Source organism: Streptomyces sp. NPDC000941, assembly GCF_053599555.1.
The window spans coordinates 47573-70967 of record NZ_JBSFMM010000022.1 but is presented as its reverse complement, the minus strand read 5'-3'; the positions used below and the strand labels follow the sequence as shown (position 1 = coordinate 70967).

The window sequence follows — 23395 nt, the reverse complement described above, 5'->3', positions numbered from 1 at the left end:
CGGGTGGGCCACTGGGTGCTGGTGCTTCCTCCGCGCGTTTTATTGGTGGTCTGTATGGCACCGCCACACGCCGTGGCGTCGGCGTGTCGGTGTCCCATACTCACCACAAATCGCGTGCCCCCCTACACGAGCAGATCCAGACCCTTGTGCCCGATGCCCGGGGCGCTGAGGGCCAGCCAGCCGTGGCCGCGCATCAGCGTGTCGGGGCCGATCTCGGTGGGGTCGACGGACAGCATTTCGCACGCGTAGGCGGCCCGCGCCGTACCCTCGTTCGGCTCGGCCTCGTAGTACTCCGGGTCGTACTCCTCATCGTCGACGACCAGGTCCTCCCAGGGCAGCGGCTCGCCGATCCACTCGGGGTCGCTCTCCGCCGCGTAACGCCGCCGGATCCGCCCCTTCTCGGCCACCACCCAGATGTCCGCCCCGGCCGCCTCGTCCTGGAAGAACATCTGCGCCTCACCGCAGTGCTCGCTCAGCCGCTCGACCGCGCCCATCCACGCGTCCCAGTCCCAGCCGACCGCCTCGGCGAGGTTGCCGAAGACCAGCCGCCAGCCGTCCAGTTCCGGCGTGATGAACACGGGGTACGCGCCCCGGCGCGACGACATGTCCTCCACATCGGCGCCCTCCTCCAGCGTGACCGGAAACCGGTCGTGCAGCCCAAGCGCCTCGAAGACCCCCTCGTACGCCGCGCCGGGCACCGCGTACCACCATCCGCGCGGTTCCAGCCGGGACGGCTTCTCCCCACTGGCCTTGATCCGCGCGCGGCGCTCGAGCAGCGCCTTGTCGCGCGCGTCGAGGGTGTCGATCAGTCCGGTGGCGAGGAGTTCACGGAGCCTGTCGTGTGTCATGGTCAGGGACCCTAGCCGGACGATATGACAACACGAGCGAGGAGGGCTTGGTGAGGAATCCGCTGCGCCGATGGGGGACGACCGCGGCCGCCGTGACCGTGGCGCTGATCGGCGCCCTGCTGCTGACAGGCCAGGTCAAGCACGTATGGGACGGCCACACCGAGTTGGCCGCGCTGCGCGCCCACGGACTGCACACCCGGGCCCAGGCGTCCCTGGCCACCTCCTGCACGCAGGGCCGGGACATCAACTGCCACACGTCATCGGTGTGGCTCGATTTCCACGACGCCGACGGCGACTCCGTCTCCGTGCCGGAGGAGACGATCGACGGCTCGCTCTACGTCCCGCACGGCCACCGCGACGCCGAGGACCGCGTGGCGACGACCGTCGTCTACGACCGGGCGAACCCCTACGAGGCACAGCCCGCCGGCGCCCTCGACCAAAGCGTCCTCGACCTCGCGGCCCACCACTGGATCGCCTGGACCATCGCGCTCGCCCTCCTCGGCGGCGGCACCGCCGGCGCCATCGCCGCCTGGCCGCCGCCACCCCGGCCCCGGCCCGCACCCCGGCGGCGCCCCGCCTGACGTCAATTCGCGTGCCCACCACCACGTCGCCGTGATTCGCTACCCCGTATGGCAAGACTGCGACTCGACCGCGTACTCGTCGTGGACATCGAAGCGACCTGCTGGGACGGCCCGACCCCCGAGGGCATGGAATCCGAGATCATCGAAATCGGCCTGTGCGAACTGGACATCGCCACCGGCGAACGCCCCGTCCGCCGCTCCCTCATGGTCCGCCCCGAGCGCTCCACCGTCAGCCCCTTCTGCACCGAGCTGACCACCATCACCCCCGAACAGGCCGCCGCCGGCATCGGTTTCGCCGAGGCCTGCGAGATCCTGCGCGCCGAACACGGCGCCGGACACCGCGTATGGGCCAGCTGGGGCGAGTACGACCGCGCCCAGTTCACCCGGCAGACCGCGGCGACGAACACCCGCTATCCGTTCGGCACCCGGCATCTCAACGTCAAGAACCTCTACTCGCTGATGCACTCCCTCGACCGCGAACTGGGCATGACCGGCGCCCTCGACCACGCGGGGCTCCCTCTGGAGGGCACACACCACCGGGGCGTGGACGACGCGTGGAACATCGCGGGGCTGCTGGCGGGGTTGCTGGGGCGCGGCGCGGTCCACTCCTTGTAGGCTCCGCCGTGATCGTCGTGATCGCAAACGTGGGCCCGGGGGAGGAACGTTGACGGACGCGGAGCCGCGCCATATAGACCCGCTCGAAGCCGTGGAGCACCTGTTCGCGCTGTGGCTGCCGCGCCGGCGCCTGGCACTCGTCGGCGGCGAAGCTCCGCCGTCGTACGAGGAGGAGTGGACCGCCGCGCCCTCGCCGGCCGAGGTGTCGGACTACGGCGCCTTCCCGGCCACGTTCGACGGCCCCGACGGGCAGCGCCATCCGGTGGCCGTCGAGCGGTTCGACATCGAGGACCCGGACGAGACGTCTTCCGGCCCCCTGCACGCCTCGTGGGGGCTGCCGGACGAGGGTGCGGAGCATACGTTCGCGTTCATCAGCGAATTCCTCGCCGACGGAACGGAGTCGGGCCGGGGCCGGGCGCTCGCCGGATACCTGGCCGGCCTCCTGGCGGCGGACGGTACGGATCTGCTCCGCATCACGGTGGCCGCCGAGCCGGAGGGCCCCGCGCTGGAAGATGAGCTGCACCTGCTGGTGCGCTCCCACGACAGAACAACCCGGCTGGCCCTGGCCGACGCCGCAACCGCCCCCGACGCCAATGACACTCCCGAGTACCGGATCGCCTGCGCCACGTCCCTGCTCGGCGAATTCCTCCAGATCAACAACACCGACGCCGTGACCTTCGAGGTGACCTTCGGCACCCATGACGTCGACCTGAACATCGCCGACCCCGACGCCGCCTTCCGCGCGGGCTGGGCCGGAGACGAAGACTGGCTGATCGCCGAGGAGGACGACGACGAAACCGACGACGTCCTGTGGGCCCTGGACGCCGCCGCCCTCAAAGCCGCGCTGACCGGGTCCGAACAGAACATGGTCGCGGCGGCCCGAGCCCAGACCCCGGTCTGGGAGTTCGACTCCACGACGCCCGAGATCCCCGGCGATGAACTGGTCTCCTGGCTCGCCCGCGACCTCCTCGAAACGATCCTCACCAAGATCACCGGGGCGCCCGGAGCCCCGCCCACCCTCGCGTACGCCAAGAACCTCCCCCTCGATTCCGTCCTGTCCGGCGAAGGGGACTCCTGCCTCCTCCTGGTCGGGGCAGAACGCACCGCCCTCATCTACATCAGCGGATAGCGCCCGCCCAGGTTCACTCCACGGAGTGATACAAGCGCCTTTTCGGCACGCGTCGGCGGCACGGGCTGGAAGTCTCGGCGAGTGTCCGAACTGCGTGCCATGCTGGAGTCCAGGAACACGAGGAGGCGGTGATGGCAGTCATGAGCGTCGCCAAAGGACGAGTCGACGATCACGAAGGCCCTTGGACGGTCGAGGACGTCCTCGCGCTCCCAGAGCACCCGGCACGCGCCCGCTATGAGCTCGTGGACGGTATCCTCATGATGTCCCCCGCACCCTCCTGGGACCACCAGATTGTGTCCTCGGAGCTGCACAGCCAGATCAAGACTGCCTTAACTCGGTCCGCCGCGCCCTTTATCTCCGCCGAGGCAGTGAATGTGACCGGCGAATCCAGACTATTCATCCCCGACATCGCCATCGTCGACCGCGCCGCCGTCCAGCGCGGGACACTGGCCGTGCCGCTCGAAGCGGTCCTGCTGCTCGTGGAAATCGTGTCGCCGTTCAACCGGTCCACGGACCGCATCCTCAAGCCCGCGCTCTACGCCCAAGCGAAGGTGCCGGCCTACTGGCGTGTCGAGCTCGAGCCCGAGGTCCGGATTGTGGTGCACGAGCTGTCCGTCGATACGTACCGCGAGGTAGCCACGGTCACGGGGAAGGAGTCCGTCCAGGTCGCCGGAGAGTTCAGCGTCGAGTTGGACGTCCCCGGACTGCTCGGCGATCTGGCGGGCTGAGCGCCTGGACGCTAACTCCGCTGAACCCGAGCGCCGTTGACGACCAGCGCCACGTCGAGGTTGTCGCGCGTGGCGTTGGAGTACGGGCACACCTCGTGCGCCGTCCTGACCAGTTCGACGGCCTGCTCGCCGGTGACCGACGGCAGGGAGATCCGTAGCTCGGCGCCGAGCTTGAAGCGACCACCGTCGATCGGGATCAGCGAGACCGACGCGTCGATCTCCGCGTCGTCCGCCTTGAGGTTCCCTCGCTGTCCGATCAGCGCGAGCGTCGCACCGAAGCAGGCGGCGTACCCGATCGCGAAAAGCTGTTCGGGGTTGGCGCCTTCACCGTCCCCGCCCAACTCCTTGGGCAGCCTCAGTTCCAGGTCAAGCCGTCCATCGGAGGTCCGACCGCGGCCGTTTCTGCCTCCGGCCACGTGTGCCTCCGCCGTGTAGAGCGCCTTCGTCATCCTCAACTCCCTTGTGTCGCTTCCGCAATCTGAATCTGTCACTTCAAAATCAGGAAGTCAATCGCTAGGCTCGGACACCTCACGACAACAACTGGGGGTCCAGATGGCGGGACTTGAGGTCGGCTACCTTCTGCCGACGCGCGACCAGACCGTTCGGGGCGAGCACGAACCACGGCGGCTCATCGCCCAGGCGCGGCGCGCGGAAGAACTCGGGCTGGATTCGGTCTGGGCGGGCGACTCCCCCGTGGCCCGGCCCCGCGCCGATCCGCTGCTGCTGATGGCCGCCGTTGCCGCGACCACCGAACGGATCACGCTCGGCACAGCCGTGCTGCTCCCCGCGCTGCGCCATCCGATCCTGCTGGCGCATCAACTCGCCACCCTCGACCGGCTGTCGGAAGGACGCCTCATCGCGGGCCTGGGCGGCGGCTTCCCGAACCCCGAGACCGAGGCCGAGTTCACGGCGGTCGGCGTCGACTTCGCCCGCCGGATCAGCCGCCTGGAGGAGTCGATCGACGTCATGCGCCGCCTCTGGGGCGGAGAGGAGGTCTCCCACCAGGGCAAACACTTCTCCTTCGACGGCGTGCGGCTGACTCCCCCGCCGTACCGTCCGGGCGGCCCGCCGATCTGGCTGGCCGGAAGCGGCGGCCCGGCGCTGCGCCGGGTGGCCCGCCTCGCCGACGGCTGGCTCCCGTATCCACCCGAGACGACGACGTACGCGGAGGAACGCCGGACCATCGAGCGCGCGGCGCCGGCCCGTACGGTCACCCCCGCCCTGTACGCGACGCTCTGCCTGGGCAAGGATCCGCACAACGCGCGCCAGCGGCTGCGGAGCGTCATCGAGCCCTACTACAACGCGCCGCTTGAGCGCATCGAGCAGATCCAGGCCATGTTCGCCGGCACGCCCCGCCAAGCCGCCGACTGGTTGCACGGCTACGCCGAGGCGGGCGCCCGCCACGTCGTCATCCGCCTGGCGACCGAAGACCACGAGCTGGGCCTGGAGGAGTTCGCCGAGCGGGTGCTGCCGCTCCTGCGCGGTCTAAAGTGATGAAGTGGAACAGCGAACGTACAACCAGTACTGCGCCACCGCGCGCACCCTCGACCTCGTCGGCGAGCGCTGGACGCTGCTCCTGATCCGCGAACTGCTCACCGGGCCCAAGCGGTTCGGCGACCTCCAGGCCAGCCTGCGCGGCCTGGGCACCGGCCTGCTGGCCGCCCGCCTGAAGCATCTGGAACGCGAGGGCCTGGCCCACAAGATCACCCTCCCGCCCCCCGCCCGAACCCCCGCGTACGCCCTCACCGAGGCCGGCGAAGAACTCGGACCGGCGATCCTGGAACTGGCCCAGTGGGGCCTGAAGTGGGCGATGGGCGAGCGACGCGAGACGGAGACCTTCCATCCGGGCTGGGCCGTACTCGGCCTACGGGCCTGCTTCAACGCCGAGGCCGCCGCCGGGCTCCGGGCGGTGTACGAATTCCGCGTCGACGACGAGGTCTTCCACGCCCGGATCGACGACGGGACGATCGAGGCACTTCACGGGCCCGCCCAGCGCCCCGACGCGACCGTCACGATCAGCGAGGAGGCGTTCGTCAGCCTCACCGGCCAGGGCCTCACCTTCGCCGACGCTCTCGAGAGCGGCGCCGCGTCGGCGTCCGGCGACAGCGAGGCGCTGCACAGCCTGAAGGGCCTCTTCCCCCTGCCACCCCCGCGCACCCGGAAGGCGTGACGGCGATCCGCGGCTATGGCGCGTCTTGACTCTTGCCGACTGAAATAGTTCGGAACACACTCCGGAATGTTTCAGCACCTTTCCGGAGTCGCCAGAGATCAAGCGGCGACCTCGTGATCCCCCCACCACCAGGAAGGCGATCATGACAAGGACAAGACGCCTGGTCACCAGCACCATCGCTCTCGCGTCCCTGCTCTTCGCGCTGTTCACCGCAACCGGCACCGCCCACTCCGCAAGCGCCACCCCCGCCGCGCCCAGGGCGGGAGTACGCGTCATGCCGCTCGGTGACTCGATCACCGACGGTTTCAACGTCCCGGGCGGCTACCGCGTCGACCTCTGGCAGAACTTCGTGGCAGGCGGCCACAACGTCGACTTCGTCGGTTCCATGTCCAACGGTCCGGGCAATCTCGGCGACCGGGACCACGAAGGCCACTCCGGGTGGACGATCGGCCAGATCGACAGCAACGTCGTGAACTGGCTGCGCACCTACACCCCGCGCACCGTGCTCTTGCACATCGGCACCAACGACATGTACGGCAGCGACCCCGCCGGAGCACCGGGCCGGCTCTCCACACTGCTCGACCACATCACCGCCACGTCCCCCAATACGGAGGTGTTCGTGGCCACGATCATCCCCATATCGTCCTTCGACCCGGCCGTCCGTACCTTCAACGCGACGATCCCCGGGATCGTGCAGAGCAAGGTGAACGCCGGCAAGCGCGTCCATCTGGTTGACATGTACCGGGCACTCACAACCGCCGACCTGGCGGACGGAGTGCATCCGAACGCGGGCGGCTACAGCAAGATGGCCAACGTCTGGTACAGCGCGCTTCTCTCGGTGCCCGGCAGCATGGGCGTCAGGGGCGCGTCACGTACGCCGTACCAGGACGCGACAGCGCGGTAGTCACCGAAGGAGCCGGTAGACCGAGACATGGGAGCGCGATTCGGCCGTGAATTCCGCTCCCTGCCAGTCGGCATGCCGGGACTCCAGCTCGAACCCGGCCAGCTGGGCCATGAGATCGAGTTCGGTCGGCCAGACGTAGCGGTGCGGGCTGCGGAACACCCGCGCCTCCCTGCCCTCGCCGAACCGGAAGTGGTGGGAGACGACGTGCTGACGCAGTACGTCGTACGTGTCCAGGCCGATATAGCCGGCCTCGGACTTCCACACCATGGCCTGCTGACCGGGGGGAAGCTTCCGCACCTCGGGAACCCACAGCTCGATGACGAACCGGCCACCCGGTGCGAGGTGGCGGGCGGCGTTGCGGAAGCACGCGACCTGCTCGGCCTGGGTGAGCAGATTGGAGATCGTGTTGTAGATGAGATAGACGAGCTGGAACGTGCCCGGAGCGCCGGCGGTCGCGGTCGCCATGTCGCCGACGACGACCGGGATCGTCGCGTCGTCCGCCTTCGTACGCAGTTGGTCGATCATCGGCTGCGACATCTCGATACCGGTGACCGACACTCCGCGCTGCGCGAGCGGGACGGCCACGCGGCCGGTGCCGACGGCGAACTCGAGGACCCGTCCACCCTCGGCCAGTTCGGCGAGGCGGTCGACGGTCGGGTCCAGAACCTCCGGGGCGAACATGCCGGTGCCGGGCGTGTCATAGCTCTGCGCGGCTTCGTCGTCCCAGATCTCGCCCTGTCGCATGCCGCCAAGGATTTCCCGAGCGCGCGAGCGGCGTCCACAGATTTATTGGTCAGCCGAAGTCCAAGTCCCCCGTACGCGTCCGCTTGAGCTCGAAGAAGTCCGGGTAGCCCGCGAGCAGCCGGGCGCCGTCGAAGATGCGCAGGGCGTCCTCGCCGCGCGGGATGGAGGAGAGGACCGGGCCGAAGAAGGCGACGCCGTCGATGTGGAGGGTCGGGGTGCCGACGTCCTCGCCGACGGGGTCCATGCCGTCGTGGTGGCTCTTGCGGAGGGCTTCGTCGTAGGCGGTGCTGGTCGCGGCCGAGGCGAGGTCGGCGGGGAGGCCGACTTCGGCGAGGGCTTCGCGGATCACCGCGTCGGTGTCCTTGTCGCCCTGGTTGTGGATGCGGGTGCCGAGCGCGGTGTAGAGGTCGCGCAGGACCTCCTCGCCGTGGTGTTGCGCGGCGGCGATGCAGACGCGGACGGGGCCCCAGCCCGCCTCCAGCAGGTCGCGGTAGCGCTCGGGGAGGTCTTCGCGGCCCTCGTTGAGGACGGACAGACTCATCACCCGGAAGCGCAGGTCGAGGTCGCGCAGGCGCTCGACCTCCAGGATCCAGCGCGAAGTGATCCAGGCGAAGGGGCAGATGGGGTCGAAGTAGAGGTCCACCTTGGTGCGCGTGGTGGGGGCAGCGGTGGTGGCGTCCGCAGTATTCGAAGATGTGTTCACGTTGGGGACTTTAGTCGTCGGGTGGCCCGGGGCCCTGGGCCACTTGCACCCGCGCTCTATGGGCCATTTCCCGCCGAGACATGCGACCGCCGCGCTCCATGGGGGACAGCGCGGCGGCCACGGGGTCGTACGGGTCCTACTCCACTATCTTCAGCAGCTTGTTCGGCGTGCCCGCGCCCGGGTTGGAGATCTTGTCCGGGGTCGCGCCCTCGGTCAGCGCCTTGGCCACGTCCGCCGGGCTGGCGTCGGGGTGTCCTGCGAGGTAGACCGCCGCGGCGCCCACGACATGCGGGGTGGCCATCGACGTGCCGGAGATGGTGTTGGTGGCGTCGTCGCCGGTGTTCCAGTCGGAGGTGATGTCCGAGCCGGGGGCGTAGATGTCCACGATGTCGCCGTAGTTGGAGAAGTCGGACTGCTCGTCGGCGTCCGTGCTGGAGGCGACCGTGATCGCGTCCTTGACGCGCGCGGGCGAGCCCTTGCCGGCGTCGGTGGACTCGTTGCCGGCCGCGACGCCGAAGGTGACGCCGGAGTCGATGGCCTTCTGGACGGCCGCGTCAAGGGCTTCGTCGACGGTGCCACCGAGGCTCATATTGGCGACGGACGGGCCCTGGTGGTTCTCGGTGACCCAGTCGATGCCCGCGACGACCTGCTCGGTGGTGCCGGAGCCCTGGTCGTCCAGGACGCGGACGGCGACGATCTTGGCCTTCTTGGCGACGCCGTGGTCGGCGCCGGCGATGGTGCCCGCGACATGCGTGCCGTGGCCGTGGCCGTCGTCCGCGTCGTCGTCGTTGTCGATGGCGTCGAAGCCGGAGGTGGCGCGGCCGCCGAAGTCCTTGTGGCTGATGCGTACGCCGGTGTCGATGACGTACGCGGTGACGCCCTCGCCCGCGCTGTCCGGGTAGGTGTACTTCTTGTCGCCCTCGGTGTCGGCCTGGTCGATGCGGTCCAGGCCCCAGGACGGTGGGTTGTCCTGGGTGGCGTCGATCGTGAAGCGGTGGTTCTGGACCACCTTGGCGACGGCCGGGTCGGCGGCCAGCCGCTTGGCCTCGGTCTCGGTCAGGCCGCTCGCGGAGAAGCCGTTGACCGCGGAGTCGTAGCTGCGGCGCAGCGTGCCGCCGTAGCGCTGGGCGAGGTCCTTGCCCGTGCTCTGCGCCTTGATGGTCTGGCCGCCCTTGAGCAGGACGATGTAGCTGCCCTTGACGGTGTTCGCGGACTGGGTGCCGTAGACCGTGCCCTCGGCCGGGGCGGTGGTGGACGCGCCGGCCGGGAAGGCCGCGAAGGCGCCGGCTGCCACGGCGGCGGCGACGGCGGTGGCCAAGGTGAGTCGACGCGCGTTGAATTGCTTGTGAACTGCCATGACGAGGGATCCTCCTCGTGTGGTTGTGGGGGGAAAGTTCGTCTTGCAACGGCGCCGGAGCATCGGTGGGGACCCGCTCCGGCCTGACTGGAAACCCTGGCTGATTGACGCGCTCAATTCAAGATCCTCGTCCACGTGTGACGTAGGCAACTTGGCTGAACTCACGAGGCGTTGGCGGTACCAGTCGGGCGGTCGCGGGCTTTTTACGTGTAAGGGGCCTCATTCTCGGGGGTAGGGCTATCCCCCCTCCTTTCGGTGGAGAAGGCCGCCGGACGGTTCACCGGACAGCAGGATGGGATGGCACCCCCGCGCCCCATAGCGTCATGAGCGTCATGCCGAGGTCGGCGGCAGCGAGTCCGCCATCGGAAGATCTTCGGGAGATCTGGGGAAGTGGGGGACGTCGTGGCGGATACAGGCCACTTGGACAGGCCGCATGGAATCGCGGCCCGCATGGGCAGTTGGAGTGCCCGGCACCGGTGGACCGCGGTCGGGGGGTGGGTGCTGCTCGTCATCCTCGCCCTCGCCGTCGGGTCGATGGCCGGCCGGGTGGATGTATCGGACGGGGAGTCCATGCCGGGCGAGTCCGGGCGGGTCTCGAAGCTTCTGGACGACGTCGGCATTGAAGAGCCGGCCGGTGAAGCCGTGCTCATCCAGGCGAAGGGCAAGGGTGTTACGGCGAGTGACCCGGCGTTCCGCTCCGCCGTCGACGGGGTGATCAAGGCCGTGCAGGGCACGGGTCAGGTCACCGGCGTCACCTCGCCGTACGAGACGAAGACGATCTCCGCGGACCGGCGCTCCGCGCTCGTCCAGTTCGATATGCGCGGCGACCCCGACAAGGCCACCGACCACATCCAGCCCGTGCTGGACGCGGTGAAGAAGGCGCAGGGCGAGCGCAAGGACCTGCGGATCGAGCAGTTCGGCGACGCGAGCGGCCAGAAGGCGTTCGATGACGCGTTCGGCGACGACTTCCAGCAGGCCGAGTTCTCGGCGCTGCCGGTGGCCCTCGGCATCCTGCTGATCGCCTTCGGCGCGCTGGTCGCCGCCCTGCTGCCGGTCCTGCTCGCGATGACCGCGTTCCTGGCCACCACCGGTCTGGTGGCGGTGGTCAGCCACGCCGTGCACATGAGCGACACCGCCAACTCCGTGATGCTGCTGGTGGGTCTCGCGGTGGGCGTGGACTACTGCCTGTTCTACCTGCGGCGCGAACGCGAGGAGCGGGCGGCCGGCCGGGACGCGCACACCGCGCTCCTGATAGCCGCCGCCACCTCCGGCCGGGCCATCCTCGTATCCGGCTTCACCGTCATCGTGGCGATGGCGGGCATGCTGTTCACCGGCATCGCCGAGTTCAAGGCGATGGGCCTGGCCACCCTGCTGGTGGTGGCCGTGGCGATGATCGGCTCGGTGACGGTGCTCCCGGCGCTGCTGTCGCTGCTGGGCGACCGGGTCGAAAAGGGCCGGGTGCCGTTCCTGGGCCGGGCCAAGAGCCGGAGCAACGGCGAGAGCCGCTTCTGGCGTGCGGTGCTGGGGCGGGTGCTGCGCAAGCCCAAGCTGTCGGTGGCGCTCGCGACCGGTGTGCTGGTCGCCGTGGCCGTCCCGGCCGTGGGCATGAACACCGCGAACCTCACCCTGGACCAGGAGTTCGGCAACTCGCTGCCGATCGTGGCCGCGTACGAGCACATGGACGAGGCGTTCCCCGGCGGGCCCTCCCCCGCCCAGGTGGCCGTCAAGGCCGATGACATCAACGCCGCGCCGGTGCGCGCCGCGATCGAGGACTTCCGCGCCGAGGCCGTCGCCAAGGGCGCCTCCAAGGGCCCGGTGAAGGTGACCGTCCACGACCGCCAGAACCTCGCCGTCATCGAGGTGCCGCTGGTCGGTGGCTCCGACGAGGCCAAGAGCGAGAAGAGCCTGAACATCCTGCGCGACACGGTGCGCCCGGACACGCTCGACAAGGTGGACGGCATCGCCGACGCCCCGATCGGCGGCTCCACGGCCCAGTCCAAGGACTTCAACGACAAGCTCGGCTCGGCCGTGACGCCGGTCTTCGCCTTCGTCATCGTCTTCGCCTTCCTGCTGATGCTGATGTCCTTCAGGTCGCTGACGATCGCCATCACCTCGATCGTGCTCAACCTGCTGTCGGTGGGCGCCGCGTACGGCGTCCTGACCGCCATCTTCCAGCACGGCTGGGGCGCGAGCCTGGTCGGCGCGGAGGGGGTCGGGGCGATCCTGTCCTGGCTGCCGCTGTTCCTCTTCGTGATCCTGTTCGGGCTGAGCATGGACTACCACGTCTTCGTGGTCTCCCGGATCCGCGAGGCGCGGATGGCCGGGCGGACCACCAAGGACGCGGTGGTGCACGGCGTGGTCACCACGGCGGGCGTGGTCACCAGCGCCGCCGTCATCATGGTCGCGGTCTTCGCGATCTTCGGAACGCTGTCGATGCAGAGCATGAAGCAGATGGGCGTGGGGCTGGCGGCCGCGGTGCTCATCGACGCCACCGTGATCCGCGGGGTGCTGCTGCCGGCCGTGATGTCGCTGCTCGGCGAGCGCAACTGGTACCTGCCGCGCTGGCTGCAGTGGCTGCCGGACCTCACCCACGACGAGCCGGTCGCGGGGGCGGCCCCCGTCGCCGGGGCGGAGCCGGAGCCGGAGCGTAAATCGGTTGCGGCCCGGTAGGACGGGTCCTTACGGTGAGCCGGTCGCGTGGCCCTTGTGCCGCGCGGCCGGTTCGTGCTTCGGCGGTACGTCGGCACGGACGGCAGGCACAACACGCACACGCACGCTCGCGGAAGGCGCTCACCGATGGGATCCATGTTCGGCGCGTTCATCCGCGACACCCAGGGCCTCGCCCGGGCTGCGTGTGTGAACGCCTCTCTCCTGCTCACCCGCCGCCCGCGGCGCGGCCCTGGTGCCCTGGCCGGCCCGGACGCGCCCAGCGCCTTCCCGAGCCGTTGACCGCTCGCCACTGAGCGCTCGACACCCGCTCGTCGCTGACCCTTTCTGAGCTCCGTAGCTTTGTAGCTTTGTAGCGGTATCGCTTCCGTATGCCCTCGGCCAGGGCCCCCGCCAGTCCAGGAATCACTCACTCCGGGACGGGCGGCAGGGCCCGTTCCGCGCTGCTGCCGCCCGCCCGGCTCCGAAAGGACCGCCGGCTGTGGCCCGCAAGCGAAATCCATCCCGAAACCCGCGCTGTTCAGAACGCGATCTGGCGCGCCGTACGCTCTCGCAGAACTTCCTGGTCGACCCGGCCGCCGTCGCTCGCGTGGTGCGGGCCGCTCGGCCACGCCACGACGGCCTGGTGGTCGAGGTCGGTATGGGCAAGGGGGCGCTCACCGAAGCGCTCGCGCCGCGCTGCCGCGAGCTCATCGGCTACGAGATCGACCGCCATCTCATCCCCGGACTGCGGCTGCGCCTGGCCGCGCACTCCCATGTGCGCGTGGTGCACCAGGACTTCCTGACCGCCCGGCCACCGCTCGAACCGTTCGCGGTCGTCGGCAATGTGCCCTACGCCCGCACCTCCGAGATCGTCGACTGGTGTCTGCGGGCGCCCCGGCTGACCTCGGCCACCTTCATGACCCAGCTGGAGTACGCCCGTAAGCGCACCGGGGACTACGGCCGCTGGAGTCTGCTGACCGTACGGACCTGGCCGGACGTCGACTGGCAGCTGTGCGGGCGGGTGCCGCGCGCCGCCTTCCGGCCGGTGCCGCGCGTCGACAGCGGGATCCTGCGGCTGACGCGGCGCCCCCGGCCACTGCTGACGGGCGCGGCCGAGCGGGCCGCGTACGAGCGGATGGTCGAGCTCGGTTTCTCCGGCGTCGGCGGGACCTTGTACGCATCGCTGCGCCGCGCGCACCCCGCCCGGCGGCTGGACCGCGCGTTCCGGCGGGCGGGGCTCGGCCGGGACGCCGTGGTGGCGTATGCGACACCGCGGCAGTGGCTGCTGCTGTTCGAGGAGCTGAGCGGCACGCCCGGATAACCGGTGCTCAGGCGGTCGGCTCGAAGGAGTTGAGGGTGCGGGTGAAGTCCCGGGTGGACAGCAGCAGCTTGTAGATGATGGCCAGCTCGAACACGAGCAGCAGGACACCCGAGACGACGGTCCCCGCCACCACCGAGTCCAGGACGGGCCCGACGATGAACACGCCCATCTGGAACTCGATACCGCTGATGAGATGGGCACGGACGCGGTGCCGCGTCAGGAACGAGCGGCACCGTGTCCACCAGGGGAAGCGGCGGCGGAACTCCTGTTGCAGATCGACGACCGTGGGCTCGGCCGCGTCGGAGGTCTCCGGCGCGGTCACCGTGATGGCCTCGGCCGTCGTTTCCGCCCCCGCCTCCGTCGTCGTACCGCGCGCCGCCTTGGCCGCGACGGCGCGGTCGTGCTCCACATCGGCTTCGGGGTTCTCCCGGAGCAGGTCCTCCATGAAGGCCAGTTCGGCCTCGTTGTGCGACTCACGGGCCGCCTGCATCCGGGCCTTGATCTGCTCGCGCATCCCGTGCCGGATCTTGAACGTCTCGAGCGCGTTGATATAGCGCAGCGCGTCCAGGGACGTCACGGCGAGTGCGAGCCAGATGTAGAGCACATCCCCGGTGCGCTCGTACTGGCCGCCCATCAGCGCGACCGCGCAGACCAGGACCCGGATCCGGTCGAAGACGAAGTCCAGCCAGGCGCCGAAGACCGAGCCGGTGCCGGTGAGCCGGGCGAGCTTGCCGTCCATGCAGTCGAAGATGAAGCTGACGTGGTAGAGCAGGGCGCCGAGCAGCAGCCAGCGCCAGTCCCCCTGTGCGAAGCAGGCGGCGGATCCGAGGCCCACGAGGAACGCACCCCAGGTGAGCTGGTTGGGGGTGGCGCGGGTGTGCATCGCGGTCCAGCGGACCAGCGGTGTGGCGACGGGGTCCACGAGCAGGACGGTCCACCACGCGTCGCGCTTCTTCTCGGTGATCCGGCGCACTTCGGCGAGTGGCGGTATGTCTGGGCGCATGTCCAACTTCCCGGCTTTGGTCAAGAGTTCACCCGACGGTAAGAAGCCGTTAAGAAAGGACACAAGGTCGACCGAACACAACCTTTTGCGCGCGGTAACGGTCTCCCGGAGGGAGCGGGTCCATGGCACCGGCCTGTCAGCCGGGTCGGTAGACCGCCAGCCGGAAGGACGTGGTCACCCGTAGCGGGGCGGGCAGACGGGCCGCCCGGCGGCGCACCTCGGCCCCGTCGAGGTGGTGGGCCGAGGGCCCCATGGCGGCCGCGTGCTCCGCGTCCTCGGCGGTCAGCGCGACCGTACGGTCGTACGACGCGGTGCGCTCCAACCGGAAATGGCCGTCCAGCGCACGGCGCAGCCGGGCCTCCTTGGCCGGGTCGACCGACAGCAGGCCCATGGAGGGCCTGAGTTCTCCCAGGTGGCGCTCCGTAGGGGTGACCACCAGCAGCGCCCCGCCGGGCCGCAGCACGCGGCGGAACTCCCCGCCGTTGCGCGGCGCGAACACATTGAGCAGCACATCGACCGAGCCGGTCCGTACGGGCAGCGGCCGCCGGAGGTCCCAGCGGGCGGCGCCCGCGCGTGGGTGGGCCCGCCCGGCGCGCCGCAGCGCGTGCTTGGAGGTGTCCAGCGCCAGACCGACCGCGCCGGGGGCGGTGTCCAGTACGGCGGACAGGTAGTAGCCGGTGCCCGCCCCGGCGTCCAGCACGGTGCCGCCGGGCGGGCACAGCGGCGCGGCGAGCCGCGCGAGAACGTTCGCGAGCCCCGCGTAGTGCCCGGCCCCGAGGAACGCGGCCCGGGCCCGGACCATGGCCGCGGTGTCGGCGCTCGCCGTGGACGCGCCGCCGACGAGCAGGCTGGCGTATCCCTGGCGGGCGATGTCGAAGGCGTGGCCTCGGGCGCAGCCGAGCGCCCCGGTGCGGGGCCGGAGGCCGTCGCCGCACAGCGGGCACAGGAGGGCGTCGAAGGGTTCGGCCACGGCCGTGACATTAAACGAGACGAGACGTCTCGTGCAACCTCCGCAGTCCTCCTGCCTCCCCCCTCGTAGTCCTCCTGCATCCGCCCTCGTAGTCCTCCTGCCTCCGCTCTTATCGCTGGTAGCGGGCGAGCACCAGGTTTCCGTCGTCCACCAGTCGCTCTCTCAGCTCCGCCATCCCGATCTCGCCGCCGTAGTACTCCTGGAGCCCCGGCGTGGCGATCTTGTCCTTCCACTCCGGATAGCCGCGCACCGTCTGGGCCGGCGCCGGGCGCAGCGCGGGCGCCAGGGCCGTGCCGGTCGCCCAGCCGTGCTCGCGGGTGCGCAGCGCGGGGTCGGCCAGGGCGCGGGTGCCCGTCGGCAGCAGCCAGTCGCCGCGCGCGAGCCGCACCATGTTGCGCGGCCGGAGGAAGAAGTCGATGAAGCGGACCGCCTCCTCCTTGTACGGGCAGTCCTCGGCGATCGACAGCGTCTGCGGGCTGACGCCCTGCCGCTGGTCTCCGCCCGGCCCCGCGGGCGCCGGGAGGACGGTCCACGCGAAGCCCTTGGGCGCCTGCTGCACGAGCTGCTGGCGGTACGAGAAGCCGAGCGGCACCATCGCGTACTTGCCGCCGAAGAAGCCGGGCAGGGTGTCCGAGCCGCCCATGCCGAGGGTCGACCGGGAGCCGGTGCCATCGGCGCCCAACTGGCGGTGGATGACGGCGGGGACCGCCTGGTCGGCGGCGTCGAAGCGGATGGTGACCTTGCCGTCGGCGCCCCGGTGGAAGAGCCGGCCGCCGGTGGACAGCGACAGGTTGAGGGTCGCGGAGACGGGCTCCTTGAGCGGCCAGGCCACCCCGTAGGCCCCCTTGTGCGTCAGCCGCTTGGCGACGTCCTCGAACTCCTCCCAGCTCCATGGGTCCCGCGCGGTCGGGATCCGCACCCGCGCCGCCTCCAGCAGGGCGCGGTTCGCCATGATCATGCGCGGCTCCTGGAGGAACGGCACGCCGTAGATGCCGTCGCCGAACGTCGCGGTCCCCCAGCTCTCCTGCGGGATGTCCTCCTCGAGGCGCCGGGGCAGCAGACCGGTGAGGTCGGCCAGCGAGCCGCCGTACGCGAAGTCCGCGAGGTCATCGGTGGCATCGTGGATGATGTCGGGCGGCTCGCCGCCCTCGAAGGCGGTCAGCAGCTGGTCGTGGACGCCGGTCCAGCTGCCCTGGACGTAACTCACCCGGATCTTCGGGTTGGCCGCGTTCCACTCCGCGACCAGCTGCTTGTTCACGGCGATGGACTCCTGCTGCCAGGCCAGCGACTGGAAGCGCAGGGTGACCGTGCCATCGGCCGAGCGGCGGCGCCGGTCCGCCGAACAGCCGGACAGCAGCGCGGCGGCGGGCAGCAGCGCGGCGGTGGCGGGCGCGGCCAGCGCCCCGCCGAGGAAGTGCCTGCGGCGCATCAGTGCTTCACCGCCCCGGCCAGCACGCCGCCCGTGATCCGCCGCTGGAGGACGGTGAACAGGACGAGGGAGGGGATCGTGGCGAGCAGCGCGGCCGCGGCGAGCGGACCGAGGTCGGCCACGCCCTCCGCGCCGATGAAGTGGGTGAGGATGACCGGCATGGTCTGCTTCTCCGGCGACTTGAGCAGGACCAGGGCGAAGAAGAACTCGTTCCAGGAGGTGATGAAGGCGAAGAGGGCGGTGGCCACGATCCCCGGGGCGAGCAGCGGGGCGGTCACCGAGACGAGAATGCGTGCCTTGCCCGCGCCGTCCACGGCCGCGGCCTCCTCCAGTTCGCGCGGTACGGCGCGGACGTACCCGGTGAGCATCCACAGCGCGAACGGCAGCGCCCACACCACGTACACCGCCACCAGGCCCGCGAGGGAGTCGATCAGGCTGAGGTTCTTGAGGATCAGGAACAGCGGGATGATCACCAGCACCAGCGGGAACGCCTGGCTGACCACGACCCAGCCGGTGGCCGCGCGGGACAGCGGGGACCGGTGGCGGGCCATGACGTACGCCATCGGGGTCGCGAGGGCGACGGCGATGACGGCGGCACAGGCGGCGGCGATCAGGCTGTTGGCGGCGGCCTGGAGGAGCGGCTGCTCGTCGAACGCCTGGCGGAAGTTGTCCAGGGTGGGGTGGTCGGGGATCCAGTGCGGGTCCAGGGTCGCCAGCTCGCGGGGCGGCTTGAAGGCGGTGGACATCAGCCACAGGAAGGGCAGGACGAGGAAGGCCAGGTAGCACAGCAGCGCGAGGTACTGCCCGGCGCGGGCCGTCCGGCGAGTGCCCATAGTGCGCGTGGTGCCCATGGTGCCCATGCGCTTCATCGGTCGTCCCCCCTCAGCCGGCCGACCAGGTACACGGCGAGCAGTACGGACACCACCGCGACCAGGACGCAGCCCATCGCCGCCGCATAGCCGAACTGGCCGTAGCGGAACGCCTCTTCGTACGCGAAGAGCATCGGCAGCCGGGTGCGGCCGCCGGGGCCGCCGTTGGTCAGGACGTAGACCAGCGCGAAGGAGTTGAGGTTCCAGATGAAGCTGAGCGCGCTGATCGCGAGGGCTATCGGCCGGATGGCGGGCCAGGTGACGGTGCGGAACCGACGCCAGGCGCCGGCGCCGTCCACCGCCGCGGCCTCGTGCAGCTCACGGGGCACATTGGCGAGCCCGGCCAGCAGCGCGACGGTCACCTGCGGCATGCCCGCCCACACGCCCACCACGATGACGGCGGGCAGGGCGGTCGTGGGGTCGCTCAGCCAGTCCTTGTCGGTGCCCAGCGCGTCGCCCAGCAGGCCGGCGTCGGGCTGGTAGACCAGCCGCCACATGATGCCGACGACGATTTCCGGCATCGCCCAGGGGACGATCGCGAGGGCGCGCGCCAGCCAGCGGAAGCGGAGGTTCTGGTTGAGCAGCAGCGCCAGTCCGAGCGCCAGCACGAACTGCGGGACCGTCACCCCGACCGCCCACTGAAGACCGATGCGGAAGGACTCCCAGAAGAGCCGGTCCTGCGCCAGGTCCTGGAAGTTGAGCAGGCCGATCCACTGGGTGGGGCGGGTGCGGCCCGACTGGGAGTCGGTGAAGGCCAGCGCGATCCCGTACAGCAGGGGACCGACGCTGAGCACGAGGATCGGTATGAGTGCGGGCAGGACCAGGAACCACGCGCCGCGACCGGGCCTACCGTCCGGCGGCTTGTTGCCCGGCGGTCTGTTGCCCGGCCGCGCCATTGCGGCCATCGATGTCACGGCGAAGGGCTCCTTAGGGCGTATCTCAGTGTGGCTGAATCAGGGCGCCCGGTGCGGAGGCCCACGTCATCGTGCGGAGGGTGCGCGGCGCAGTCAAGCGTTTGGATCTCCTTCGATCTCCTTGGATCTCCTTGGCCGATACGGGACTTGAGCGCGGCCACCGCTCGGGGCGCCCGCTCCGGCGGCTCGTCGACGCCGGGGCCCGCCGCCGTCGGCCCCCGGGTCGGACGGCATGATGGGCAGGCCCCACGGGTGAGCCCGGGGCGAAGAGCGAGCCCTGCGCGGACGGGGAGACAGCGGCGCGGTACACAGAGGAGGCACGGTATGGGGAACGCGGCGCTGACCGAGGAGCGGGCGCGCGCGGTGCTCGCCGCCGCGCTGCCGCCGTACCGGGCGCGCACCGCCGAGGCGCGGCTGCTGGCGCTCGGCGAGAACGCCGTCTTCGCCGTCGACAGCCTGTCCCTCGTGGTGCGGATCAGCCGCGATCTCGAGGTGTGGGACCGGGCCGCGCGGGAACTCCAGGTCGCCGACTGGCTGGCGCGGGAGGGTCTGCCCGCGGTGCGCCCGGACCGCCGCTACGGCCCGGAGCAGCCCCTCCCCTTCGGCGGCCACCTCGTCACCTACTGGCAGCAGCTCCCCGAGCCCGTACGCCCCGCCGGCCCCCGCGACCTCGGCGCGCTGCTGCAGCTGGTGCACGCGCTGCCCGACCCACCCTTTGCCCTGCCGGGCCGCGATCTGCTGGGCGGCGTCGAGCGCTGGCTGCGGCTGGCCGGGGACGCGATCGACCCGGCGGACGCCGCGTATCTGCGGGCCCGCCGGGACGAGGCCGCGGCGGCCACCGCGGAGCTGACCCCACGGCTGCCGCCCGGCCCGGTGCACGGCGACGCGCTGCCGCGCAATGTGCATATCGGCCCCGACGGACCGGTGCTGGTCGACCTGGAGACCTTCTCCCACGACCTGCGCGAGCACGACCTCGTCGTCATGGCCCTCACCCGGGACCGCTACGGGCTCGGCCCGGCCGCGTACGACGAGTTCGTGGCGGCGTACGGCTGGGATGTGTGGGAGTGGGACGGCTGTGCGGTGCTGCGGGGCGCGCGGGAGATCGCGAGCTGCGCCTGGGTCGCCCAGCACGCACCGGGCAATCCGGCCGCGCTCACCGAATTCCGCCGCCGGGTGGCCTCCTTGCGGGACGGCGATTCCACGGTCCGCTGGTACGCGTTCTGACCGGCCGCCCGGAGGGCGGGCGGCGGGCCACATGGCCGCCGCTCCGCGCGGAAGGCCGCGCCGGCCCGTCCGGACACCGCGCCAGCGCTTGTCGCGGGCTAGGTGGACGCAGGGTGCGCGCCGCCGCGGTGGCCCGCCCGCCGTCGGCCGGCGCCCTGCGCGAGCCGCTGCCGCGGCGCCGGGCGAGCCGCGGGCCACTGCCCTGTCAGCCGGTCAGCCCACCACCGCCTCCGCCCCCACCTCGGCCTTGCCCGCCGGCGCGTGGAGTGGCCAGTGACCGTCGACCACCGCGTCCGGCGTGCCCTTGCGGCGCAGCCAAGCCTGGAAGTCGGCCGCCCATTGGGCATACCAGACGACCTGCTGCCGGTGCAGCTCCCACAGGTCAAGACCCGCCACCTGGCCGTGTCGCTCCGCGACCGCGTAGGCGACGTGGACCGCCGCCAGCGCGTCCGCCCCCGCGTCATGGGCGCGCTCATGGACCACCCCGTACTCCCCGCACACCGCCTCCAGCGTGCGCTTGCCCTTGCGATACCGGTCGACGGCCCGGTCTATCGTGTACGGATCCACGACCGGGCCGGTCTCGGCGCCGCCCAGCCGCTCGCCCAGCGAGGGCAGCCCATGGCGCCGCAACTCGGCGGCGAGCAGGCTCAGATCGAACGCCGCGTTGTACGCCACCACCGGCGCGCCTGCCCGCCAGTGGGCCACCAGCACGTCCGCTATCTCATCGGCCACCTCGCGCGCGGGGCGCCCCTCGGCCGCCGCCCGCTCGGTGGTGATGCCGTGCACGGCCACGGCGTCGTCCGGAATGGTCACGCCCGGATCGGCCAGCCACTCGCGCCGCCCGACCGGCTCCCCGCCCCTCACCTCGACCACGGCCGCCGTCACGATCCGCGCCTCCCCCGGGTCCGTGCCCGTGGTCTCGAGGTCGAATCCGATCAACAGCTCCCGGTGCCAGCCCATACCGGCCCTCCTTCACTTCCCCCTGGTGTGCACCACCCTCCCACGCACCACTGACAACGCCCCGGGCCCGGCGGGGCGATGAGCCCCCCGGCACGCTAAGTCCTCAGACGTCTGAGGACTCGTGTTAGAGTCCCCGCCGTCAGACATGATCGGGAGAGGTGGGGGCATGGCGGAGCCGACCCGGCTGCGGCACGGGCCTGTCGTACCGCAGGTCGAAGGCGCGCTGCGGGACATGCTGCGCGAGGGGCGCTGGGAGCGCGGTGAGCGGCTGCCCAACGAGGTGATGCTCGCGGCCGAGCTGGGCGTCGGCCGGTCCTCGGTGCGGGAGGCCGTACGGCTGCTGGCCCGGGACGGTCTGCTGGATGTGCGCCACGGCTCGGGCACCTTCGTCACCCGGACCGAGCCCGAGCAGACCGGGCAGAGTGGGCAGAGTGGGCAGAGTGAGCAGGCCGGACAGACTGGGCAGGCCGACGCCGCCGGGGAGCTGGACCTGCCACACCTGCTGCGCCGCGCCCGACTGCTGGAGGTCTACGAGGTGCGCCGGGCCCTCGAGGTGGAGGCCGCCCGGCTGGCCGCGCGGCGGACCCGCCCCGAGGACATCGCCCGGCTCACCGCGGACCTGAAGCGGCGGCAGGAGGCCGCCGAGGCCGGGCCCGCCGCCTTTGTGGACGCCGACTTGGAGTTCCACCGGACGGTCGTCGAGCTGTCGGGCAACGCCGTGCTGCTCGGCCTGTTCACCTCCGTGCTGCCGGTGCTCCGCGAGGCGCTGGTCGAGATGGTGACGTACGAGACCGGGCTGCCCGATCTCTCCTGCGCCCACGCGGATCTGCTGGACGCCCTGGCGCGCGGCGACGCCACGGCCGCGATCGCGGCCACCACCCGGCACCTGGAGGCCGTCATGGCTCTCGTCGATCCCATCAGCCCTGCCGGGGAGGAGGTGCGATGAGCGGCTCTTCCGTGCTGCGGGCCGAGGACGTCGACGTCGTACGCGACGGCCGGTATCTGCTGCGGTCGATCTCGCTGACCGTATGCGAGGGCGAGCACTGGGCGCTGCTCGGCGCCAACGGCGCGGGCAAGAGCACCCTGCTCGGCCTGCTCGGCGCGCTGACCCACCCCACCCGGGGCACGGTGCAGGTCCTCGGGCACACGCTGGGCCGGGTGGACCTGCGGGAGCTGCGCACCCTCGTCGGCCATGTCAACCCCCGCCATCCGCTGCGCTCCCCGCTGCGGGTGCGGGACGTGGTGCTGACCGGGCTGACCAACACCGTCGAGGCCGTTCCGCGCCGACGGCCCGAGCCCGCCCGGCTGGAGCAGGCCGAGCGGCTGCTCGACACGCTGGGGGTGGGCGACCAGCGCGACGCCCTGTGGCCGACCCTGTCCCAGGGCGAGCGCGGCCGGGTGCTGATCGCCCGGGCGCTGATGCCCCGCCCGCGTCTGCTGCTGCTCGACGAGCCGGCCACCGGCCTGGACCTGGCGGCGCGCGAGCAGCTGCTGGACAGCCTGGACGCGCTGGCGCGCGACCATCCAGAGCTCGCGACCGTCCTGGTGACGCACCATCTCGAGGAGCTGCCGGCCGGCACCACGCACGCCCTGCTGCTGCGCGAGGGGCGCGCCCTGGACTCCGGGGCGGCCGACGAGGTGGTCACCACGGAGCGGATCAGCGCCTGTTTCGGCCACCCGGTCCGTATCACCCGCACCGAAGGCCGCTGGACGGCCCGCACCGGCCGGGCCCCTACCAACAGCCTCCGTCAGCCCGCCACCAGCGCGCCCATGGCCGTCGCCGACTCGGGGGCCAGCCGATAGATGCCCTGGACGCTGTGGGAGCGCTTCAACTCGCCGTCCTCGACGTGCTTGATGCGGCGCTCGCCCCGCCGGGAGCGGTAGGTCAAGGAGGCCAGGAGGTCGGGCGACACCGCCCGGTCGAACCGCAGGGGCGAGCCGGGCGGGCCGAGCAGCACCTCGCTCACCCCGCCCCCGGCCTTCAGCGCCCGCCAGCGCAGCACCCGGGCGTAGTCCTCGTCGGTGGTCAGCTCGCCGACCGTGTCGTACGGAAGGATCCGGCCCACCTCCATGCGGCCCAGCGCCCACAGCCGCTTACGGAAGGCGCGCACGGGGTAGATATGGTCGCCCTCCTTGACCCCGGCGCGCAGGAAGCTGGGCATCGACTGGAACGGCCCGCCGAAGAGGATCACCAGGCGCTCGCCCTCGTAGCCCTCCTTCTTGAGGTACGCGCACAGGTCGTTCGTCCACAGCATGGTGTAGGCATCCGGCATGCCG

The 23395-nt window shown here is 71.1% G+C and carries 25 protein-coding genes; 13 read left to right on the top strand and 12 right to left on the bottom strand.

The window, feature by feature from the left end:
* Window positions 1-122 precede the first annotated feature (122 nt).
* Window positions 123-848 (bottom strand): hypothetical protein, encoded by a 726-nt coding sequence (locus ACWDSL_RS10450; RefSeq protein ID WP_450483709.1) that lies wholly within the window; start codon window positions 846-848, stop codon window positions 123-125.
* A 50-nt stretch (window positions 849-898) separates the two neighbouring features.
* Between ACWDSL_RS10450 and ACWDSL_RS10445 the strand changes: the two genes are divergently transcribed.
* The 4 genes from ACWDSL_RS10445 (at window position 899) to ACWDSL_RS10430 (ending at window position 3901) form a co-directional block, all read left to right on the top strand.
* Complete coding sequence (locus ACWDSL_RS10445; protein WP_450483707.1) at window positions 899-1429, top strand: hypothetical protein; 531 nt, start codon at window positions 899-901, stop codon at window positions 1427-1429.
* 48 nt (window positions 1430-1477) lie between these two features.
* Window positions 1478-2044 (top strand): exonuclease domain-containing protein, encoded by a 567-nt coding sequence (locus ACWDSL_RS10440; protein ID WP_450483705.1) that lies wholly within the window; start codon window positions 1478-1480, stop codon window positions 2042-2044.
* Window positions 2045-2093: 49 nt separating this feature from the next.
* Window positions 2094-3173 carry a hypothetical protein gene (locus tag ACWDSL_RS10435; protein ID WP_450483703.1) on the top strand — a complete coding sequence of 360 codons (1080 nt, stop codon included), beginning with the start codon at window positions 2094-2096 and terminating at the stop codon, window positions 3171-3173.
* A gap of 131 nt (window positions 3174-3304) precedes the next feature.
* Complete coding sequence (locus tag ACWDSL_RS10430) at window positions 3305-3901, top strand: Uma2 family endonuclease (RefSeq protein WP_450483701.1); 597 nt, start codon at window positions 3305-3307, stop codon at window positions 3899-3901.
* Between the two features lie 11 nt (window positions 3902-3912).
* On the opposite strand, the gene ACWDSL_RS10425 is transcribed toward ACWDSL_RS10430, so the two are convergent.
* Window positions 3913-4350: an organic hydroperoxide resistance protein gene (locus ACWDSL_RS10425; protein ID WP_450483699.1), complete on the bottom strand. Its 438-nt coding sequence runs from the start codon at window positions 4348-4350 to the stop codon at window positions 3913-3915.
* Between the two features lie 103 nt (window positions 4351-4453).
* Here ACWDSL_RS10425 and ACWDSL_RS10420 point away from each other — a divergent pair, with 103 nt between their 5' ends.
* The 3 genes from ACWDSL_RS10420 (at window position 4454) to ACWDSL_RS10410 (ending at window position 6975) form a co-directional block, all read left to right on the top strand.
* Window positions 4454-5395 (top strand): LLM class flavin-dependent oxidoreductase, encoded by a 942-nt coding sequence (locus tag ACWDSL_RS10420; RefSeq protein WP_450483697.1) that lies wholly within the window; start codon window positions 4454-4456, stop codon window positions 5393-5395.
* 4 nt (window positions 5396-5399) lie between these two features.
* Complete coding sequence (locus ACWDSL_RS10415; RefSeq protein WP_450483695.1) at window positions 5400-6071, top strand: winged helix-turn-helix transcriptional regulator; 672 nt, start codon at window positions 5400-5402, stop codon at window positions 6069-6071.
* Window positions 6072-6213: 142 nt separating this feature from the next.
* Entirely contained in the window at window positions 6214-6975 is a 762-nt protein-coding gene (locus ACWDSL_RS10410) for an SGNH/GDSL hydrolase family protein (RefSeq protein ID WP_450483693.1), read from the top strand.
* Here the strand turns inward: ACWDSL_RS10410 and ACWDSL_RS10405 are convergent, their stop codons facing one another.
* The 3 genes from ACWDSL_RS10405 to ACWDSL_RS10395 all read right to left on the bottom strand — a co-directional run bounded on the left by ACWDSL_RS10405 (window position 6976) and on the right by ACWDSL_RS10395 (window position 9779).
* Window positions 6976-7719 carry a class I SAM-dependent methyltransferase gene (locus tag ACWDSL_RS10405; protein WP_450483691.1) on the bottom strand — a complete coding sequence of 248 codons (744 nt, stop codon included), beginning with the start codon at window positions 7717-7719 and terminating at the stop codon, window positions 6976-6978.
* A gap of 49 nt (window positions 7720-7768) precedes the next feature.
* The gene (locus tag ACWDSL_RS10400; RefSeq protein WP_450483689.1) at window positions 7769-8422 is read right to left on the bottom strand and encodes a mycothiol-dependent nitroreductase Rv2466c family protein; all 654 of its coding nucleotides are present in this window, start codon (window positions 8420-8422) and stop codon (window positions 7769-7771) included.
* Window positions 8423-8558: 136 nt separating this feature from the next.
* Entirely contained in the window at window positions 8559-9779 is a 1221-nt protein-coding gene (locus tag ACWDSL_RS10395; protein WP_450483687.1) for a S8 family peptidase, read from the bottom strand.
* Window positions 9780-10229: 450 nt separating this feature from the next.
* Here ACWDSL_RS10395 and ACWDSL_RS10390 point away from each other — a divergent pair, with 450 nt between their 5' ends.
* From ACWDSL_RS10390 to erm, 3 genes are all read left to right on the top strand, one after another.
* On the top strand, window positions 10230-12449 hold the full coding sequence (locus tag ACWDSL_RS10390; RefSeq protein WP_450483686.1) for an MMPL family transporter: 2220 nt from the start codon (window positions 10230-10232) through the stop codon (window positions 12447-12449).
* A 126-nt stretch (window positions 12450-12575) separates the two neighbouring features.
* On the top strand, window positions 12576-12728 hold the full coding sequence (locus ACWDSL_RS10385) for a hypothetical protein (RefSeq protein WP_179285228.1): 153 nt from the start codon (window positions 12576-12578) through the stop codon (window positions 12726-12728).
* A gap of 250 nt (window positions 12729-12978) precedes the next feature.
* Window positions 12979-13749, top strand: a complete 771-nt coding sequence (gene erm, locus ACWDSL_RS10380; RefSeq protein WP_450483719.1) for an ErmE/ErmH/ErmO/ErmR family 23S rRNA (adenine(2058)-N(6))-methyltransferase — start codon at window positions 12979-12981, stop codon at window positions 13747-13749.
* A 7-nt stretch (window positions 13750-13756) separates the two neighbouring features.
* On the opposite strand, the gene ACWDSL_RS10375 is transcribed toward erm, so the two are convergent.
* From ACWDSL_RS10375 to ACWDSL_RS10355, 5 genes are all read right to left on the bottom strand, one after another.
* Complete coding sequence (locus ACWDSL_RS10375; protein WP_450483683.1) at window positions 13757-14752, bottom strand: CDP-alcohol phosphatidyltransferase family protein; 996 nt, start codon at window positions 14750-14752, stop codon at window positions 13757-13759.
* A gap of 136 nt (window positions 14753-14888) precedes the next feature.
* On the bottom strand, window positions 14889-15722 hold the full coding sequence (locus ACWDSL_RS10370; protein ID WP_450483681.1) for a putative RNA methyltransferase: 834 nt from the start codon (window positions 15720-15722) through the stop codon (window positions 14889-14891).
* 109 nt (window positions 15723-15831) lie between these two features.
* A complete protein-coding gene (locus ACWDSL_RS10365) occupies window positions 15832-17151 on the bottom strand; it encodes an ABC transporter substrate-binding protein (protein ID WP_450483679.1) in 1320 nt (439 codons plus the stop codon).
* Complete coding sequence (locus ACWDSL_RS10360) at window positions 17151-17984, bottom strand: carbohydrate ABC transporter permease (protein WP_450483717.1); 834 nt, start codon at window positions 17982-17984, stop codon at window positions 17151-17153. Before ACWDSL_RS10360 ends, ACWDSL_RS10365 begins: the two co-directional genes overlap by 1 nt.
* A gap of 32 nt (window positions 17985-18016) precedes the next feature.
* On the bottom strand, window positions 18017-18925 hold the full coding sequence (locus ACWDSL_RS10355; RefSeq protein WP_450483715.1) for a carbohydrate ABC transporter permease: 909 nt from the start codon (window positions 18923-18925) through the stop codon (window positions 18017-18019).
* A 348-nt stretch (window positions 18926-19273) separates the two neighbouring features.
* On the opposite strand from ACWDSL_RS10355, the gene ACWDSL_RS10350 reads away from it, so the two are divergent.
* Window positions 19274-20158, top strand: a complete 885-nt coding sequence (locus ACWDSL_RS10350) for an aminoglycoside phosphotransferase family protein (RefSeq protein ID WP_450483713.1) — start codon at window positions 19274-19276, stop codon at window positions 20156-20158.
* A 213-nt stretch (window positions 20159-20371) separates the two neighbouring features.
* On the opposite strand, the gene ACWDSL_RS10345 is transcribed toward ACWDSL_RS10350, so the two are convergent.
* The gene (locus tag ACWDSL_RS10345; RefSeq protein ID WP_450483677.1) at window positions 20372-21118 is read right to left on the bottom strand and encodes an exonuclease domain-containing protein; all 747 of its coding nucleotides are present in this window, start codon (window positions 21116-21118) and stop codon (window positions 20372-20374) included.
* Window positions 21119-21284: 166 nt separating this feature from the next.
* Between ACWDSL_RS10345 and ACWDSL_RS10340 the strand changes: the two genes are divergently transcribed.
* Entirely contained in the window at window positions 21285-22064 is a 780-nt protein-coding gene (locus ACWDSL_RS10340) for a FadR/GntR family transcriptional regulator (RefSeq protein WP_450483675.1), read from the top strand.
* Window positions 22061-22921 carry an ABC transporter ATP-binding protein gene (locus ACWDSL_RS10335; protein WP_450483673.1) on the top strand — a complete coding sequence of 287 codons (861 nt, stop codon included), beginning with the start codon at window positions 22061-22063 and terminating at the stop codon, window positions 22919-22921. The genes ACWDSL_RS10340 and ACWDSL_RS10335 overlap by 4 nt, the downstream gene beginning before the upstream one ends.
* Here ACWDSL_RS10335 and ACWDSL_RS10330 read toward each other — a convergent pair.
* Complete coding sequence (locus ACWDSL_RS10330; protein WP_450483671.1) at window positions 22867-23391, bottom strand: hypothetical protein; 525 nt, start codon at window positions 23389-23391, stop codon at window positions 22867-22869. The genes ACWDSL_RS10335 and ACWDSL_RS10330 overlap by 55 nt on opposite strands.
* Between the last annotated feature and the right edge of the window lie 4 nt (window positions 23392-23395).

Excerpts from the sequence above, each read along its gene's own strand:
- ACWDSL_RS10450 (WP_450483709.1), bottom strand. The coding sequence starts at position 848 with ATGACACACGACAGGCTCCGTGAACTCCTCGCCACCGGACTGATCGAC.
- ACWDSL_RS10440 (WP_450483705.1), top strand. The coding sequence starts at position 1,478 with ATGGCAAGACTGCGACTCGACCGCGTACTCGTCGTGGACATCGAAGCG.
- ACWDSL_RS10430 (WP_450483701.1), top strand. The coding sequence starts at position 3,305 with ATGGCAGTCATGAGCGTCGCCAAAGGACGAGTCGACGATCACGAAGGC.
- ACWDSL_RS10425 (WP_450483699.1), bottom strand. The coding sequence starts at position 4,350 with ATGACGAAGGCGCTCTACACGGCGGAGGCACACGTGGCCGGAGGCAGA.
- ACWDSL_RS10420 (WP_450483697.1), top strand. The coding sequence starts at position 4,454 with ATGGCGGGACTTGAGGTCGGCTACCTTCTGCCGACGCGCGACCAGACC.
- ACWDSL_RS10410 (WP_450483693.1), top strand. The coding sequence starts at position 6,214 with ATGACAAGGACAAGACGCCTGGTCACCAGCACCATCGCTCTCGCGTCC.
- ACWDSL_RS10405 (WP_450483691.1), bottom strand. The coding sequence starts at position 7,719 with ATGCGACAGGGCGAGATCTGGGACGACGAAGCCGCGCAGAGCTATGAC.
- ACWDSL_RS10395 (WP_450483687.1), bottom strand. The coding sequence starts at position 9,779 with ATGGCAGTTCACAAGCAATTCAACGCGCGTCGACTCACCTTGGCCACC.
- ACWDSL_RS10390 (WP_450483686.1), top strand. The coding sequence starts at position 10,230 with ATGGGCAGTTGGAGTGCCCGGCACCGGTGGACCGCGGTCGGGGGGTGG.
- ACWDSL_RS10385 (WP_179285228.1), top strand. The coding sequence starts at position 12,576 with ATGGGATCCATGTTCGGCGCGTTCATCCGCGACACCCAGGGCCTCGCC.
- ACWDSL_RS10375 (WP_450483683.1), bottom strand. The coding sequence starts at position 14,752 with ATGCGCCCAGACATACCGCCACTCGCCGAAGTGCGCCGGATCACCGAG.
- ACWDSL_RS10365 (WP_450483679.1), bottom strand. The coding sequence starts at position 17,151 with ATGCGCCGCAGGCACTTCCTCGGCGGGGCGCTGGCCGCGCCCGCCACC.
- ACWDSL_RS10360 (WP_450483717.1), bottom strand. The coding sequence starts at position 17,984 with ATGGGCACTCGCCGGACGGCCCGCGCCGGGCAGTACCTCGCGCTGCTG.
- ACWDSL_RS10355 (WP_450483715.1), bottom strand. The coding sequence starts at position 18,925 with ATGGCCGCAATGGCGCGGCCGGGCAACAGACCGCCGGGCAACAAGCCG.
- ACWDSL_RS10345 (WP_450483677.1), bottom strand. The coding sequence starts at position 21,118 with ATGGGCTGGCACCGGGAGCTGTTGATCGGATTCGACCTCGAGACCACG.
- ACWDSL_RS10340 (WP_450483675.1), top strand. The coding sequence starts at position 21,285 with ATGGCGGAGCCGACCCGGCTGCGGCACGGGCCTGTCGTACCGCAGGTC.
- ACWDSL_RS10335 (WP_450483673.1), top strand. The coding sequence starts at position 22,061 with ATGAGCGGCTCTTCCGTGCTGCGGGCCGAGGACGTCGACGTCGTACGC.
- ACWDSL_RS10330 (WP_450483671.1), bottom strand. The coding sequence starts at position 23,391 with ATGCCGGATGCCTACACCATGCTGTGGACGAACGACCTGTGCGCGTAC.